A 13,719-nucleotide genomic window follows, 5' to 3' on the forward strand; every position below is an offset into this window, starting at 1 on the left:
TCGCCGACGGGGGCGCGCCCGAGTCGGCGCCGGCCCGGCGGGTCGGCTGGGCCGCGCTCGGCGGGGTGGCGCTCACGTTCGTCGTCCGGGGGTCGCTGGCCTGGTGGCGTGGCGCGCCGGGGCCGACCCGGGCCTCCCTCGTGATGCGCGACCACCCGGCCGCCGACCTCGGCCCGTCGTCGGGTCTCACCGACGAGGTGCGCCACGCCGCCACCTATTCCCGCAGCGTCGTCCTGTCCTACGCCGGTCCGGGCGGCCCCCGTTCGGTGGCGGTCAGCGCGGTGACGTCGGTCAGCCCGTCGGGCGAGATGCGGGTCATCGCCGGAGACGAGGCGTGGGAGGCGGTCGAGCGCGATCCGCGCGTGGCGGTCTTCGTCGGCGACCCCCGGTTCTGGGCCGAGGTGCGCGGAGTGGCCATCGCCGACAACGACGTTCTGCGGATCACCCCGCGTGAGGTTCTGGTCCGGGAATATCCCGGCCGCCACCAGGCTCGCACGCGCTAGGTCCACCCATTCGTCTTTCCCGTGCGGTATAACCGGGGGCGGACCGGGGAGGCAGGATGCGGGAGGACGGCCGAGCCCGCCCCACGGGGCGAGTGGCTGCGAGAAACGCTTTCGAGCAGGCGCGACAGCGCTATTTCGCTCTTCCTCCGGTCGCCCGAAGAACCATTTTCATCGTGTTACTGGTGGCTTCGGTGGCCCTGGCCGCAGGGCTCGGCTGGGATATGCTCTATACCTTTTTCGCCACCTTGACGATCCTGGCGTTCACGGTCCTGGCCCTGCATTTCCCCCGTGGCGCGGCGACCCTTCTGGTGGTCGCGGTCTGGTCGGTGATCTGTCCCTTCATCATGGTCGTGGCCAACAGCCAGGCGATCGGCTCCTTCCTGCTGTTCCCCCTGTGGCTGCTGGGCCTCGTGGTCGCCGGGATCGCCCACCTGATCCGCTGGGTGCCCCCGTGGCTGACGACCGCGCTCGCGCTGGGCGCCGCCGCGATCACCGGCATGCTGCTGCGCCTGGTCAGCGACCCGGCCGCGCTCTACGGCGCCTACGGCGGCGCCGCCGTCGTGCTGGTCTGGCGGTTCGTGCTGGCCCGGCAGGCCAAGGCCCGGCAGGCGCCCCCAGAGGTGCCCGCGCAGCAGCGCGTACGCGCGGGCGGCGCGCCGCCCCATCCGCACGCGCAGGGAGAGCCGGGCCGCCCCCCGCAGATCACGGTCGAGCAGGCCCTCGCCCAGCTCGAAGGCATGATCGGCCTCGAACCCGTCAAAGAGCAGGTCCGCTCGATAGCGGCCTCCATCGAGGCGGCCCGGCTCCGCCGCGAGGCCGGGCTGACCTCCGACGCGCCGATGCGCCACTTCGTCTTCGTCGGCCCGCCCGGCACCGGCAAGACCAGCGTCGCCCGCAGCCTCGCCTCGATCTTCTACGCCTTCGGCCTGCTCGAGACCCCCTACGTCGTCGAGGCCCAGCGGGCCGACCTGGTCGGCGAGTTCCTGGGCGCGACCGCCATCAAGACCAACGAGCTCATCGACCGCGCCCTCGGCGGCGTGCTGTTCATCGACGAGGCCTACGCGCTCATCAACTCCGGTGACGGGCAGACCGACCGGTTCGGCCACGAGGCCGTGCAGACGCTGCTGAAGCGGGCCGAAGACGACCGCGAGCGGCTCATCATCATCCTGGCCGGATACGAGAAGGAGATGACCGCGTTCCTGGCCTCCAACCCGGGTCTGTCGAGCCGGTTCTCCACCCGCGTCCGGTTCCCCAGCTACCAGCCGGCCGAGCTGCTGGAGATCACCGAGGCGCTCCAGGTCAAGCGCGGCGACCGGCTCGACCCGGCCGCGCGGCCGGTGCTGCTGGGGCTGTTCGACGACGTCCACCGGCGGGGCCTGGTCGACGAACTGGGCAACGCGCGGTTCGCGCGCAGCGTCGTCGAGGCCGCCGCGCAGGCCCGCGACGTGCGGGTGATCAGCGTCGGAGGAGCCCCCCGGGGCGAAGACCTGGTGACGACGACGGCCTCCGACGTCTCCAAGGCGTTCGGCGAGATCACCGCCCGGTTCCGCGGCTACCAGGCGACCCCCACGCTGGAGGACGCGCTGGCCGACCTCGACCGCATGGCCGGGCTCGAACCGGTGAAGCGGCAGGTCAGGGCCATCACCGCGCAGCTGCGGGTGGCCCGGATGCGCGAGGAGCAGGGGCTCCCGGTGCAGTCGCAGACGCGCCACTTCGTGTTCGTCGGGCCGCCCGGCACCGGGAAGACGAGCGTGGCCCGCATCATCGGCCGCATCTTCTCGGCGCTCGGCCTGCTGGCCCGGCCCGACGTGGTCGAGGCGTCGCGACCCGACCTCGTGGGCCAGCATCTGGGCGCGACCGCGATCAAGACGAACGAGCTGGTCGACCGGGCCCTCGGCGGGGTGCTGTTCATCGACGAGGCCTACGGCCTGGTCAACGCGGGCTACTCGGGCGGTGACGCGTTCGGGGCGGAAGCCGTACAGACCCTTTTGAAAAGGGCCGAAGACGACCGCGACCGGCTCGTCATCATCCTGGCGGGCTACGAGCGCGAGATGGACGCGCTGCTGGCCACCAACCCCGGGCTGGGCAGCCGGTTCAACAGCCGGGTCGTGTTCCCGAGCTACTCGCCGCAGGAGCTCGCCGAGATCGCCGAGATGACCGCCGCAGACGCGGGCGACCGGTTCGACGCCGCCGCCGCGCGCGACCTCGACGACGTGTTCGGCTACGTGTGCCAGGAGCGGCTCATCGACGGCCTGGGCAACGGGCGGTTCGCCCGGTCGCTCTACGAGCGGGCGGCCATGCGGCGCGACGTCCGGCTGGCCGCGCAGGGCAGCGCGACCTCGGCCGAGCTGACCACCATCACCGGCGACGACGTGCGGTCGGCGGTGGACGAACTGTCCTGACCGACACCTGGCACGGGTTTTGCGGCCCCATCGGTGGCGTGATCACATGATGGGGTCCCATGAGGAAACGTGCCGGCCTGCTGGTCCCGGCCCTCTCCATGGTTCTCGTGGCCTGTGGGGGCGGTCAGACCACCGCGACAGGGAGCGGGCCGCAGAGGGGCGGCATGCTCAGGGTCGTCGGCTCCGGCGACGTCGACCACCTCGACCCGTCGTCGTCCTACACGGTCGTCGCCTACAACCTCGGCCGCACCTGGACCCGTCAGCTGGTGACCTATCCGGCCGGGAGCGACATCTCGGTCGCCGGGAACGTCGTCCCCGACGTCGCAGCCGCGCTGCCGAAGGTGAGCGACGACGGGAAGACGTACACCTTCACGCTCCGGCCCGACGTCATGTGGAACACCAGCCCGCCGCGCCCGGTCGTGGCCGCCGACTTCGAGCGGGGGCTGAAGCGGCTGGCCAACCCCGTGCAGCCGTCGGGCGGCATTTCCTATTACACGCAGACCATCGCCGGTTTCCAGGAATTCTTCACCGCGTTCCAGAAGCAGCCGAAGACGGCCGCCGGAATGGCGAAGTTCATGAACTCCACCCGCATCGCGGGCGTGCAGGCGGTGAATCCGACGACGCTGAAGATCCAGCTCACCGCGCCCGCCAGCGACTTCCTCAACATCATGGCCCTCGGTTTCGCCTCGGCCGCTCCGGTCGAATACGAGAAATACGTCCCCGACGGGCCGGACTTCCGGCAGAACACCATTTCCGCCGGGCCCTACCAGATCGAGACCTATTTCGCCGGGCGGCAGATCCTGCTGGAGCACAACCCGGTGTGGAAGCAGTCGAGTGATCCGGTACGCCGCCGCTGGGTCGACCGCATCCTCGTCACCCTGGGCCAGGACAGCCCCGACGTCGTCCAGCAGCAACTGGAGGCGGGCGTCGCCGACCTGTCGTGGGACCAGCCGGTGCCCACCTCGGCCATTCCGCGCCTGACCGGCAACCCGGCCTACAAGGTCTACGAGGGCTCGACCCTGAACCCGTTCCTGGCGTTCAACATGCAGAGCCCCAACAACAACCGCGCCCTCGCCAACGTGAAGGTCCGGCAGGCGATCAACTACGTCGTCAACAAGGCGGCCATCGCCCAGATCTACGGCGGCTCGAAGATCAACTCCGTGCTCGACGGGGCGATCCCGCCGGGTTCCATCGGCTATGACGCCGCCGTCCGCCCCTACGCCACCCCGGGCGGCCGGGGCGACGTGAACCGGTGCAAGGCGCTGCTGGCCGAGGCCGGGGTCGCCAACCTGAACCTGCAGTTCCCCTACCGCACCAACGGCAACCACCCGAAGGTCGCCCAGTCGATCGCCGGCGACCTGACCAAGTGCGGCATCACCACGCAGCTCATCCCGACCGCCCCCGACGACTTCTACGGCCGCTACCTGTCGAGCGTCCAGAAGAGCCGCGAGGGCAAATGGGACATCGGCGCGCCCGGCTGGATCCCCGACTGGTACGGCAACAACGCCCGCTCGATCGTGGTGCCGCTGTTCGACGGCCGCAACTACACCGAGGGCTCGACGAACTACGGCGCCTACAACGACCCGGCCGTCAACGACCTCATCACCCGGGCGCTGACCGCGCCCGACGCCCGCGCGGCCGAGGGCCTGTGGCGGCGGACCAACGCCCGCATCATGGCCGACGCGCCGATCGTGCCGCTGACCTCCCAGAACGTGCCGATCTTCCACTCGTCGCGGGTGCGCAACGCCCTCTACACGCCGCTCACCCAGCAGTTCGACTACACGCAGCTCTGGCTGGCCTCATGAGCCTCCTCGAGGTCGCCGGCCTCCGCGTGACCTTCTCGACGCCCGACGGTGACCTGCGGGCGGTGCGCGGCGTGTCGTTCGAGGTCGAGGCCGGGCAGACGCTCGGCGTCGTCGGCGAGTCGGGCTCGGGCAAGAGCGTGAGCGTCCAGGCGCTCCTGGGCCTGATCCCCGGCGCCAAGGTCGAGGGCTCGGCCCTGTTCGACGGCGAGCAGCTCATCGGCATGCCGGCCGAGCGGCTGCGCCGGATCCGGGGCGCCCGGATCGGGATGGTCTTCCAGGACCCGCTGTCGAGCCTGCACCCGATGTACTCGGTCGGCCGGCAGATCGCCGAGGCGGTGCTGGTCCACCGCCGCGTCAGCAAGGAGCAGGCCTGGTCGGTGGCCCGGGAGCGGCTCGAACAGGTCGGCATCCCCGGCGCGCGGGCGCGCGACTACCCGCACCAGTTCTCGGGCGGCATGCGCCAGCGGGTGATGATCGCCATGGCGATGGCCCTGGATCCCGAACTGATCATCGCCGACGAGCCGACCACGGCCCTCGACGCGACGGTCCGCGCCCAGATCCTCGAACTCCTCGGGCGGCTGGGCTGCGCGCTGATCATCATCACCCACGACCTGGGCGTCATCGCCGACATGGCCGACGAGGTCATGGTCATGTACGCCGGCAAGCCCGTCGAGAAGGCCGGCCGCCGGGCGCTGTTCCACGACCCGCGCCACCCGTACACCCGGGGCCTGCTCAACTCCCTGCCGCAGGGCAAGGAGCGGCTGAAGCCCATCGAGGGCCGCCCGCCCAGCCTGCTCAGCCCGCCGACGGGCTGCTCCTTCCATCCCCGCTGTCCCGTGCGGATTCCGCGCTGCCCGATCGAGGAGCCGCCGATGCTGGGCCCGGACGACCACCCCGACGCCTGCTGGCTGGAGGAGGGCCGGTGAGCCTTCTCGACGTCTCCGACGTGCGGAAATACTTCCCGATCAAGTCGGGGATCTTCTTCCGGCGCGAGGTCGGCCGGGTGCACGCCGTCGACGGCGTGAGCCTGTCGGTCGAGGCCGGGGAGACGCTCGGCGTGGTGGGGGAGTCGGGCTGCGGCAAGTCGACGCTGGCCCGCTGCATGACCGGCCTGTACGAGGTGACCTCGGGCACGATCACGTTCGACGGCGACATGCGGCGCGACGTGCAGATGGTCTTCCAGGACCCGTACGGATCGCTGAACCCCAGACGCCGGATCGGGTCGATCATCGCCGACCCGCTGGTCATCCACCGCGAGGGCACCCCCGCGTCCAGGCGCCAGCGGGTCCGCGACCTGATGGCGCTCGTGGGCCTCAACCCCGAGCACTACAACCGCTTCCCCGCCGAGTTCTCCGGCGGCCAGCGCCAGCGCGTCGGCATCGCCCGCGCCCTGGCCCTCAACCCCCGCCTGGTCGTCTGCGACGAGCCCGTCTCCGCCCTGGACGTCTCCATCCAGGCCCAGGTCGTCAACCTGCTCAAGGACCTGCAGACCGAACTCGGCCTCACCTACGTCTTCATCGCCCACGACCTCTCGGTGGTCCGGTACGTGAGCGACCGCGTGGCGGTCATGTACCTCGGCAAGATCGTCGAGATCGCCCCGGGCGAGGAACTCTACGAGCGCCCCCGCCACCCCTACACGGCCGCCCTGCTGTCGGCCGCCTCGGTCGCCGACCCCGACCGGCAGAGGGACCGCGTCGTCCTGCGCGGCGACGTGCCCTCACCGATCTCCCCGCCGTCGGGCTGCCGCTTCCACCCACGCTGCCCGAAAGCGCAGGACCGCTGCACGGTCGAGGAACCGCTGCTGCTGGGAGACGGCCACAAGTGGGCCTGCCACTTCCCACTGGAACCCGGCGAACGCCTCCAGACCCGGACGGAGGAACAGTGAGACCACCTCACGCACCTGAGGGGAGGCTCGGGTGAGCCTCACCGATGCCGCGTTCGAGGCGGAGCCCGTCCATGCCGAGGTCGTGCACGGCAAGGGGCCCTGGCGGCTGGCCTGGGAGCGGATGCGGCGGGACAAGGCCGCGGTCGCGTCCATGGTCGTGATCGTGCTGGTCGCGCTGCTGGCGCTCTTCGCGCCGCTGTTCGCGCTCATCACCGGGCACGACCCGCTGACGCAGTATCCGTCGACCGCGCTGACGCCCGAGGGGCTCCCCGTCGGGCCGGGCGCGGAGTTCTGGCTCGGGGCCGACAGCCTCGGGCGGGACCTGTTCGTCCGGCTGGCCTACGGGGCGCGGATCTCGCTGCTCGTGGGGCTGAGCGCCACCGTCCTCGCGACCGTGTTCGGGGTCGTCGTCGGGCTGCTGGCCGGGTTCTACGGCGGGTGGGTCGACGGGGTGCTCGCGCGGGTGCTCGACGTCGTGCTGAGCTTCCCCTATCTGCTGGTCGCGATCGTGCTGGTCGCGGCCGTGGGGGCGTCGGTGCCGCTGACGATCTTCGTCATCGCGTTCTTCTCGTTCGCGGCGATGGCGCGGGTGGTGCGGGGGCAGACGATCGGGTTCCGGGAGCGGGAGTTCACCGAGGCCGTCAGGTCGCTCGGCGCGTCGCCGCTGCGGATCATGGTCATCGACGTGCTGCCGAACCTGGTCGCGCCGGTCACCGTGCTCGCCTCGCTGCTCATCCCGACCTCGATCGTCTTCGAGGCGACGCTCAGCTTCCTGGGGCTCGGGGTCGACCCGCGCACCCCAAGCTGGGGCGCCATCCTGGCCGACTCGACCGACTTCTACCGCGTGGCCCCCGGGCTGCTGATCTTCCCGGCCGTGCTGCTGCTGCTCACCACGCTCGCGTTCAACCTCCTCGGAGACGGCATCCGCGACGCGCTCGACCCCAGGAGGTGACCTGTGTGGCGCTTTCTCATCCGGCGGATCGTCTTCGGGATCGTCGTGCTGTGGCTGGTCGCCACGACGGTGTTCCTGCTGTTCTTCGCCGGCCCGGCCGACAGCGTGGCGCGGCGGCTGGCCGGCCCCCGCGCGCCCATCGAGGTCGTCGACCAGATCAAGGACACCCTCGGGCTCGACCGGCCGCTGTTCACCCAGTACCTCGGCTTCCTCGGCAACCTGCTGCGCGGTGACCTCGGCACCTCGTTCATCAGCCAGACGCCCGTCTCCACGCTCATCCTCCAGAGCCTCCCCGGCACGCTGTGGCTGGTCTTCGGGGCGGCCGTGCTGTGGATGATCATGGGCGTGGGCGGGGGAGTGGTGTCGGCGACCAAGCCGCGCAGCCTGCGCGACCGCACGCTCACCGTGCTCGTCCTGGCCGGGATCTCACTGCCGACGTTCGTGCTCGGCATCCTGATGATCTATCTCGCGCTGTCGGTGTTCCCGGGGACGGGGCTGCAGCCCGGTCCCTACATCTCCCCGTTCATCGACGTCGGGGCGTTCCTGTCGACCATGGTCATGCCGTGGATCTGCCTCGCGGTGGTCCAGGCGGCGGTCTACGTACGGCTGACCCGGGGCTCGATGCTCGACACGATGGGCGAGGACTTCATCCGTACGGCCCGCGCCAAGGGCGTCCCCGAGCGGTCGGTCACCTACCGGCACGGCCTGCGGGCCGCGCTTACGCCGGTGATCACCCAGTTCGGCGTGGATGTCGGGACTCTCCTCGGCGGCGTGGTCGTGACCGAATCGGTCTTCGGCCTGCAGGGGATCGGGCAGCTCATGATCCGGTCGGTGCGCGACGGCGACCTGCCCGTCATCATCGGCGCGGCCATCATGGCCGCCGCGTTCATCGTGATCGCCAACATTCTCGTCGACGTGGCGTACTCGTTCCTCGATCCACGCGTTCGGCTCGCCTGATTTGATCACGCTCTGCCACTACTCTGTGACGCGAGGTGGTGGTGGGAATCATGGTGCGACTGGTGAACTACGCGGCGTTGATCGTCGTCGCCTCCAGCCTGGCGTGGCTGCTGGCCGCCGTGACCCTCGATCCCCGGGCCAACTACGCCGGCCGCACCCCCGCGCCGCCGGTCGCCGTGGTCGACGCCGCCCTGTCCGAGGTCAACCTCAACGACCACGACCCGCTGCTCGACCGCTACCTCACCTGGGTCTCCGGCCTCGCGCGCGGCGACTTCGGCCGCACCTGGGACGGCCTCAGCGTCGGCGCCGACCTGGCCGACCGCGCCGGGGTGACGCTCCGGCTGGTGACGGCGGGGCTCGTCGTCGGCGCGCTGCTCGGCCTCACGGTGGGCACCCTCGCCGCCGTCCACCACCGCCGGTGGTTCGACCGGCTGTCGGGCGGGCTGGTGTTCATGCTGCTGGCGGTGCCGACGGTGGTGCTGGCCAACGTGCTGATCCTCGGCACGGTCTGGTTCAACGACGCGACCGGGGCCCGGTTCCTGATGGTCAGCGGCGAGACCGGCGCCGGCGGCCCGTTCGACCGGCTCCGGCATCTGGTGCTGCCCGCGCTCACCCTCGCCCTGCCGCTGGCCGCCGTCTTCAGCCGCTACCAGCGCAACGCGATGCTCGACGTGCTGAACGCCGACTACGTCCGCACCGCCCGCGCCAAGGGCCTGCCCCGGCGCACGGTCATCGTCAGGCACGCCCTGCGGACCGCGCTGATCCCCACGACCACCTACCTGACCTTCACCTTCGGCGCGCTGCTGGTCGGCTCGACCGTCACCGAGACGGTCTTCGGCTGGCACGGCCTCGGGCAGCGCCTCATCACCGCGATCCAGACCAGCGACGTCAACACCGTCGCCGGGATCACCGCCGTGGCCGCCGTGGCGCTGCTGCTGTCGGCCGTCGCGGCCGACGCGCTGCAGCGGGTGCTCAACCCCGGGAGGGCCCGATGAGCGCGACGCTCCCCACCGTCTCCACCCCCGCCGAGGCGCCCCCGGAGCCACGGCCGCGCATGTTCTCGGCCACCGGCATCGCCGGGCTCGCCCTGCTCAGTTTCCTCGGCGCGCTCGCCGTCCTCGGCCCGATCCTGGTGCCCTGGACGGCCGCCGACCGCGACTTCGAGGCCTTCCTGCAGCCGCCCTCGGCGAACCACCCCTTCGGCACGACCGCCTCCGGCGGCGACATCCTCGTGCTGACCCTGCTGGGGCTGCGGAGGTCGCTGCTCATCGGGCTCGTGGTGGCCGTCGCGGCGACGACGATCGCGGCGCTGGTGGGGGCGTTCGCGGGCTACTTCCTCGGCTGGGTCGACCGCACCCTGATGTGGGTCACCGACCTGCTGCTCGTCATCCCGGCCTTCCTCGTCGTCGCGGTCGTGTCGTCGGGGCAGGACGACTGGATCGCCCTGGTCGTGCTGCTGACGGCGTTCATGTGGATGGTCACGGCGAAGGCGGTGCGCGGGTCCACCATCGTGATGCGCGACCGCGAATACGTGAAGGCGGCCCGGTTCATGGGCGTGCCGTCGCACCGCATCGTGCTGCGGCACGTCGTCCCGAACCTCGCGTCGCTGCTCGTCGCCGACGCCACCGTGAACGTCGGCGCGGCGATCCTCGCCGAGACGTCGCTGTCCTACTTCGGGTTCGGGGTGGTGCCGCCCGAGGTGTCGCTCGGGTCGCTGATCGCCGACGGGGCGCCCACCGCGCTCTACGCGCCCTGGACCTTCTGGTGGGCGACCGGCCTGCTCATCGCCCTGATCGTCGCGGTCAACCTGGTCGGCGACGACCTGCGCGACCGGTTCGACCCGGCCCTGCGAGCGTCCCGATGATCGACGTCACCGACCTCTCCGTCTCCTTCGGGACCACCCCGGCCGTTCAGGGCCTGAGCTTCTCCGTCGCGCGGGGCGAGGTCCTCGGGCTCATCGGGGAGTCGGGCTCCGGCAAGTCGGCGACCGCGCTGGCCGTCATGGGGCTGCTGCCGCCCACGGCGTCCACGACCGGGTCGATCCGGCTGGACGGCGAGGAGCTCACCACCGCCGGAGAGAAGCGGCTGACCGCGCTTCGCGGCCGGGCGATGGCCATCGTGTTCCAGGACCCGCTGCAGGCGTTCACCCCCGTCCACCGCGTCGGGGCGCAGATCGCCGAGGCGATCAGGGCCCACCAGCGGGTGCCCCGGAAGGTCGCCGCGCGGCGGGCGGTGGAACTGCTCGACCTGGTCGGCATCCGCGACCCCCACCAGCGGGCCAGGTCCTATCCCCACGAGTTCTCCGGCGGCATGCGGCAGCGCGCGCTCATCGCGATGGCCGTCGCCAACCGCCCCGACCTGCTCATCGCCGACGAGCCGACGACCGCGCTCGACGTGACCGTCCAGGCCCACATCCTCGACGTGCTGAAGACCGCGCAGCGCGAGACCGGCGCCGCGCTGCTGCTCATCACCCACGACCTCTCCGTGGTCGCCAGGGCCGCCGACCGCGTCCACGTCCTGCGGGGCGGCCTGACCGTCGAGACCGGGACCGTCGAGGAGGTGCTGCGGGCGCCGCGGGAGACGTACACGAAGACCCTGATCGCGGCGATGGAGGCCGGCGACCGGCCCGCGGCCGCGCGGCCGGTCCGGACCGTTCTCGAGGTGCGCGACCTGGTCCGCCACCACCCGGGCGTCAGGGCGGTCGACGGGGTCAGCTTCGACCTGCGCTCGGGCGAGACCCTCGGGCTCGTCGGCGAGTCGGGGTCGGGCAAGACCACGCTCCTCATGGAGATCATGGCGCTGGCCCGGCCGCAGCGGGGCCGCATCACCGTGCTCGGCCGCGACACCGCCCAGCTGTCGCGGCGCGACCGCCGGCGCGTCCGGCGCGACCTGCAGATCGTCTTCCAGGACCCGTCGGCCTCGCTCGACCCGCGCATGACCGTCGGCGCGATCGTCGCCGAGCCGCTCCTCACCCACGGCCGCTCACCGGGACGGGTCCCCGAGCTGCTGGCGCAGGTGGGCCTGCCTGCCGCCTACGCCGCCCGCCACCCCGTCCACCTCTCCGGCGGCCAGCGCCAGCGGGTGGCCATCGCCAGGGCCATCGCGCTCGACCCGGCGGTGCTGGTGCTCGACGAACCCGTCTCGGCCCTCGACCCGACCATCCGCGCCGAGATCGTCGGGCTGCTGGAGAACCTGCGCGCCGAACGCGGCCTGTCCTACCTGTTCGTCGCGCACGACCTGCCGCTGATCCGGCGCATCGCCGACCGCGTCGCGGTCATGTACCGGGGCCGTATCGCCGAGATCGGCCCGGCCCACCAGGTGTTCACCGCCCCCGGCCATCCGTACACCCGAGCCCTGCTGCGCGCCTCCGCCCTGCGCGACGACGACCCGCCGATCGCCACGGGCTGCCGTTTCCGCCCCCGCTGTCCCCTGTACGCCGAGCTCCCCGCCGCCCCGAGATCCCGCTGCGTCACCGAGGAACCCGAGATCAGCGGCGACTCGGGAGCCGCCTGCCACCACCATCCAGGAGAAGCACCGTGAAACGCGCATGCGCCCTGCTACTGGCCCTGACGACCGCCGCCTGCGCGGCCCAGCCGGGAGCGCCCGGCGAGCAGGCCGCCCAGGTCACCGCGGCCGACCTCAACCTGACCCCGCGCGAGAAGATCAAGACCGGCGGCACCCTCCGCTGGGGCCTGACCGAATATCCGGCCCAGTGGAACCAGAACCACATCGACGGCAACCACATCAACGTCAAGACCGTCATGGACGCCCTCATGCCCCGCCCGTTCCGCTCCGACGAACACGGGGTGCCGGCGCTCGACGCCGACTACGTGGCCGCGGCCGACGTGACGGCGACCTCGCCGAAGCAGGTGGTGACGTACACCCTGAACCCCAAGGCCCGCTGGTCGACCGGTGAGCCGATCACCTGGGCCGACTACGACGCCCAGTGGAGGGCGCTGCGCGGCAAGGACCCGGCCTTCCACGTCGCCAACGTGACCGGCTACCAGGACATCGCCTCGGTGACCAAGGGCAGGAACGACTTCCAGGTCGTGGTCACCTTCGCCCGGCCGTTCGGCGACTGGCGGTCGCTGTTCGCGCCGCTCTACCCGAAGAGCGCGACCGCCTCGCCGCAGAACTTCAACGCGGGCTGGGTCGGCAAGATCCCGGCCACGGCCGGTCCGTTCCGGTTCGGCGCCTTCGACACCCGGGCCAAGACGATCACCCTGAGCCGCGACCAGAAGTGGTGGGGCGAGCCCGCCAAGCTCGACTCGATCGTGTTCCGCGGCCTGGAGTCCGACGCCCGCGTCGCCGCCTTCGCCAACGGCGAGCTCGACGTGTTCGACATCGGCCCGTCGGCGGCCGACCTCTCCCGCGCCAAGTCGGCCGAGGGCGCGGTGGTCCGCCAGGCGGCCGGTCCCGACTTCCGCCACTTCACCTTCAACGGCGAGAGCCCGATCCTCTCCGACGTCCGGGTCCGCCAGGCCGTCGCGCTCGGCATCGACCGCGCGGTCATCGCCAAGAGCGATCTGAAGGGCCTCAACTGGCCGGTCACGCTGCTCGACAACCACTTCCTGATGAACAGCCAGCAGGGCTACCGCCCCAACGCCGGCGAACTCGCCGCCCCCGACGCCGCCCGCGCCGGCGCGCTGCTCGACGCGGCCGGCTGGCGCATGAACGGCTCGGTCCGCCAGAAGGCCGGCAAGCAGCTCGACCTGCGCTTCGTCATCCCCTCGGGCCTGCAGCTGGCCCGCTCGGAGGGCGAGATCACCCAGGCCATGCTGGCCAAGCTCGGCATCAAGCTGACGATCGAGACCGTGCCGAGCAACGACTTCTTCACCAAGTACGTCATCCCCGGCAACTACGACATCGCGCCCTTCTCGTATGTCGGCACCCCGTTCCCGGTCTCGGCCTCCTACGGCACCTACGCCGACGGCGTGCGCTCCCAGGGCGACGACATCTCGTGGAACGCCAACCTCGGCCGCAGCGGCAACGCCGAGATCGACGCGAAGCTGAGGGCGGCCATGGCCGAACTCGACCCCGGCAAGGCGCTGAAGCTGATCAACGAGGCCGACCGGCTGGTCTGGCGCGAGGTCAACGTCCTGCCGCTCTACCAGCGGCCGCAGACCGTGGCCGTCGACGCCAAGCTCGCCAACGTCGGGGCCCGCGGGTTCCGCGACCTCGACTACGCCGACATCGGATTCGTGTCGTAGCCGTC

General features: G+C 71.5%; 10 protein-coding genes and 1 pseudogene. All 11 read left to right on the top strand.

Features of this window, described 5'->3' with window-relative positions:
- A pseudogene (locus FDA94_RS39285) lies at positions 1–503 on the top strand (hypothetical protein); the annotation flags it as partial.
- Between the two features lie 221 nt (positions 504–724).
- Positions 725–2,905 (top strand): AAA family ATPase, encoded by a 2,181-nt coding sequence (locus FDA94_RS18345; RefSeq protein ID WP_425460155.1) that lies wholly within the window; start codon positions 725–727, stop codon positions 2,903–2,905.
- Between the two features lie 59 nt (positions 2,906–2,964).
- Entirely contained in the window at positions 2,965–4,710 is a 1,746-nt protein-coding gene (locus FDA94_RS18350) for an ABC transporter substrate-binding protein (RefSeq protein WP_137248298.1), read from the top strand.
- Positions 4,707–5,636 (top strand): ABC transporter ATP-binding protein, encoded by a 930-nt coding sequence (locus FDA94_RS18355; protein WP_137248299.1) that lies wholly within the window; start codon positions 4,707–4,709, stop codon positions 5,634–5,636. Before FDA94_RS18350 ends, FDA94_RS18355 begins: the two co-directional genes overlap by 4 nt.
- Positions 5,633–6,595 carry an ABC transporter ATP-binding protein gene (locus FDA94_RS18360; protein ID WP_281286594.1) on the top strand — a complete coding sequence of 321 codons (963 nt, stop codon included), beginning with the start codon at positions 5,633–5,635 and terminating at the stop codon, positions 6,593–6,595. The genes FDA94_RS18355 and FDA94_RS18360 overlap by 4 nt, the downstream gene beginning before the upstream one ends.
- Before the next feature lie 31 nt (positions 6,596–6,626).
- Complete coding sequence (locus tag FDA94_RS18365) at positions 6,627–7,547, top strand: ABC transporter permease (RefSeq protein WP_137248301.1); 921 nt, start codon at positions 6,627–6,629, stop codon at positions 7,545–7,547.
- A 3-nt stretch (positions 7,548–7,550) separates the two neighbouring features.
- A complete protein-coding gene (locus tag FDA94_RS18370) occupies positions 7,551–8,504 on the top strand; it encodes an ABC transporter permease (RefSeq protein WP_137248302.1) in 954 nt (317 codons plus the stop codon).
- A gap of 50 nt (positions 8,505–8,554) precedes the next feature.
- Complete coding sequence (locus FDA94_RS18375) at positions 8,555–9,499, top strand: ABC transporter permease (RefSeq protein ID WP_170991009.1); 945 nt, start codon at positions 8,555–8,557, stop codon at positions 9,497–9,499.
- Positions 9,496–10,368: an ABC transporter permease gene (locus FDA94_RS18380; protein WP_137248303.1), complete on the top strand. Its 873-nt coding sequence runs from the start codon at positions 9,496–9,498 to the stop codon at positions 10,366–10,368. The genes FDA94_RS18375 and FDA94_RS18380 overlap by 4 nt, the downstream gene beginning before the upstream one ends.
- Complete coding sequence (locus tag FDA94_RS18385; RefSeq protein WP_137248304.1) at positions 10,365–12,044, top strand: dipeptide ABC transporter ATP-binding protein; 1,680 nt, start codon at positions 10,365–10,367, stop codon at positions 12,042–12,044. Before FDA94_RS18380 ends, FDA94_RS18385 begins: the two co-directional genes overlap by 4 nt.
- Entirely contained in the window at positions 12,041–13,714 is a 1,674-nt protein-coding gene (locus tag FDA94_RS18390) for an ABC transporter family substrate-binding protein (RefSeq protein ID WP_137248305.1), read from the top strand. Before FDA94_RS18385 ends, FDA94_RS18390 begins: the two co-directional genes overlap by 4 nt.
- The last annotated feature ends 5 nt before the right edge of the window (positions 13,715–13,719 follow it).

Origin of the sequence: Herbidospora galbida (assembly GCF_005233835.1) — a bacterium.
Lineage (GTDB): Bacteria > Actinomycetota > Actinomycetes > Streptosporangiales > Streptosporangiaceae > Herbidospora > Herbidospora galbida.

What these genes read in the sequence shown, in the direction of transcription:
- FDA94_RS18380 (WP_137248303.1), top strand. Translation starts at nt 9,496, where the DNA reads ATGAGCGCGACGCTCCCCACCGTCTCCACCCCCGCCGAGGCGCCCCCG.
- FDA94_RS18375 (WP_170991009.1), top strand. Translation starts at nt 8,555, where the DNA reads ATGGTGCGACTGGTGAACTACGCGGCGTTGATCGTCGTCGCCTCCAGC.
- FDA94_RS18355 (WP_137248299.1), top strand. Translation starts at nt 4,707, where the DNA reads ATGAGCCTCCTCGAGGTCGCCGGCCTCCGCGTGACCTTCTCGACGCCC.
- FDA94_RS18385 (WP_137248304.1), top strand. Translation starts at nt 10,365, where the DNA reads ATGATCGACGTCACCGACCTCTCCGTCTCCTTCGGGACCACCCCGGCC.
- FDA94_RS18350 (WP_137248298.1), top strand. Translation starts at nt 2,965, where the DNA reads ATGAGGAAACGTGCCGGCCTGCTGGTCCCGGCCCTCTCCATGGTTCTC.
- FDA94_RS18345 (WP_425460155.1), top strand. Translation starts at nt 725, where the DNA reads ATGCTCTATACCTTTTTCGCCACCTTGACGATCCTGGCGTTCACGGTC.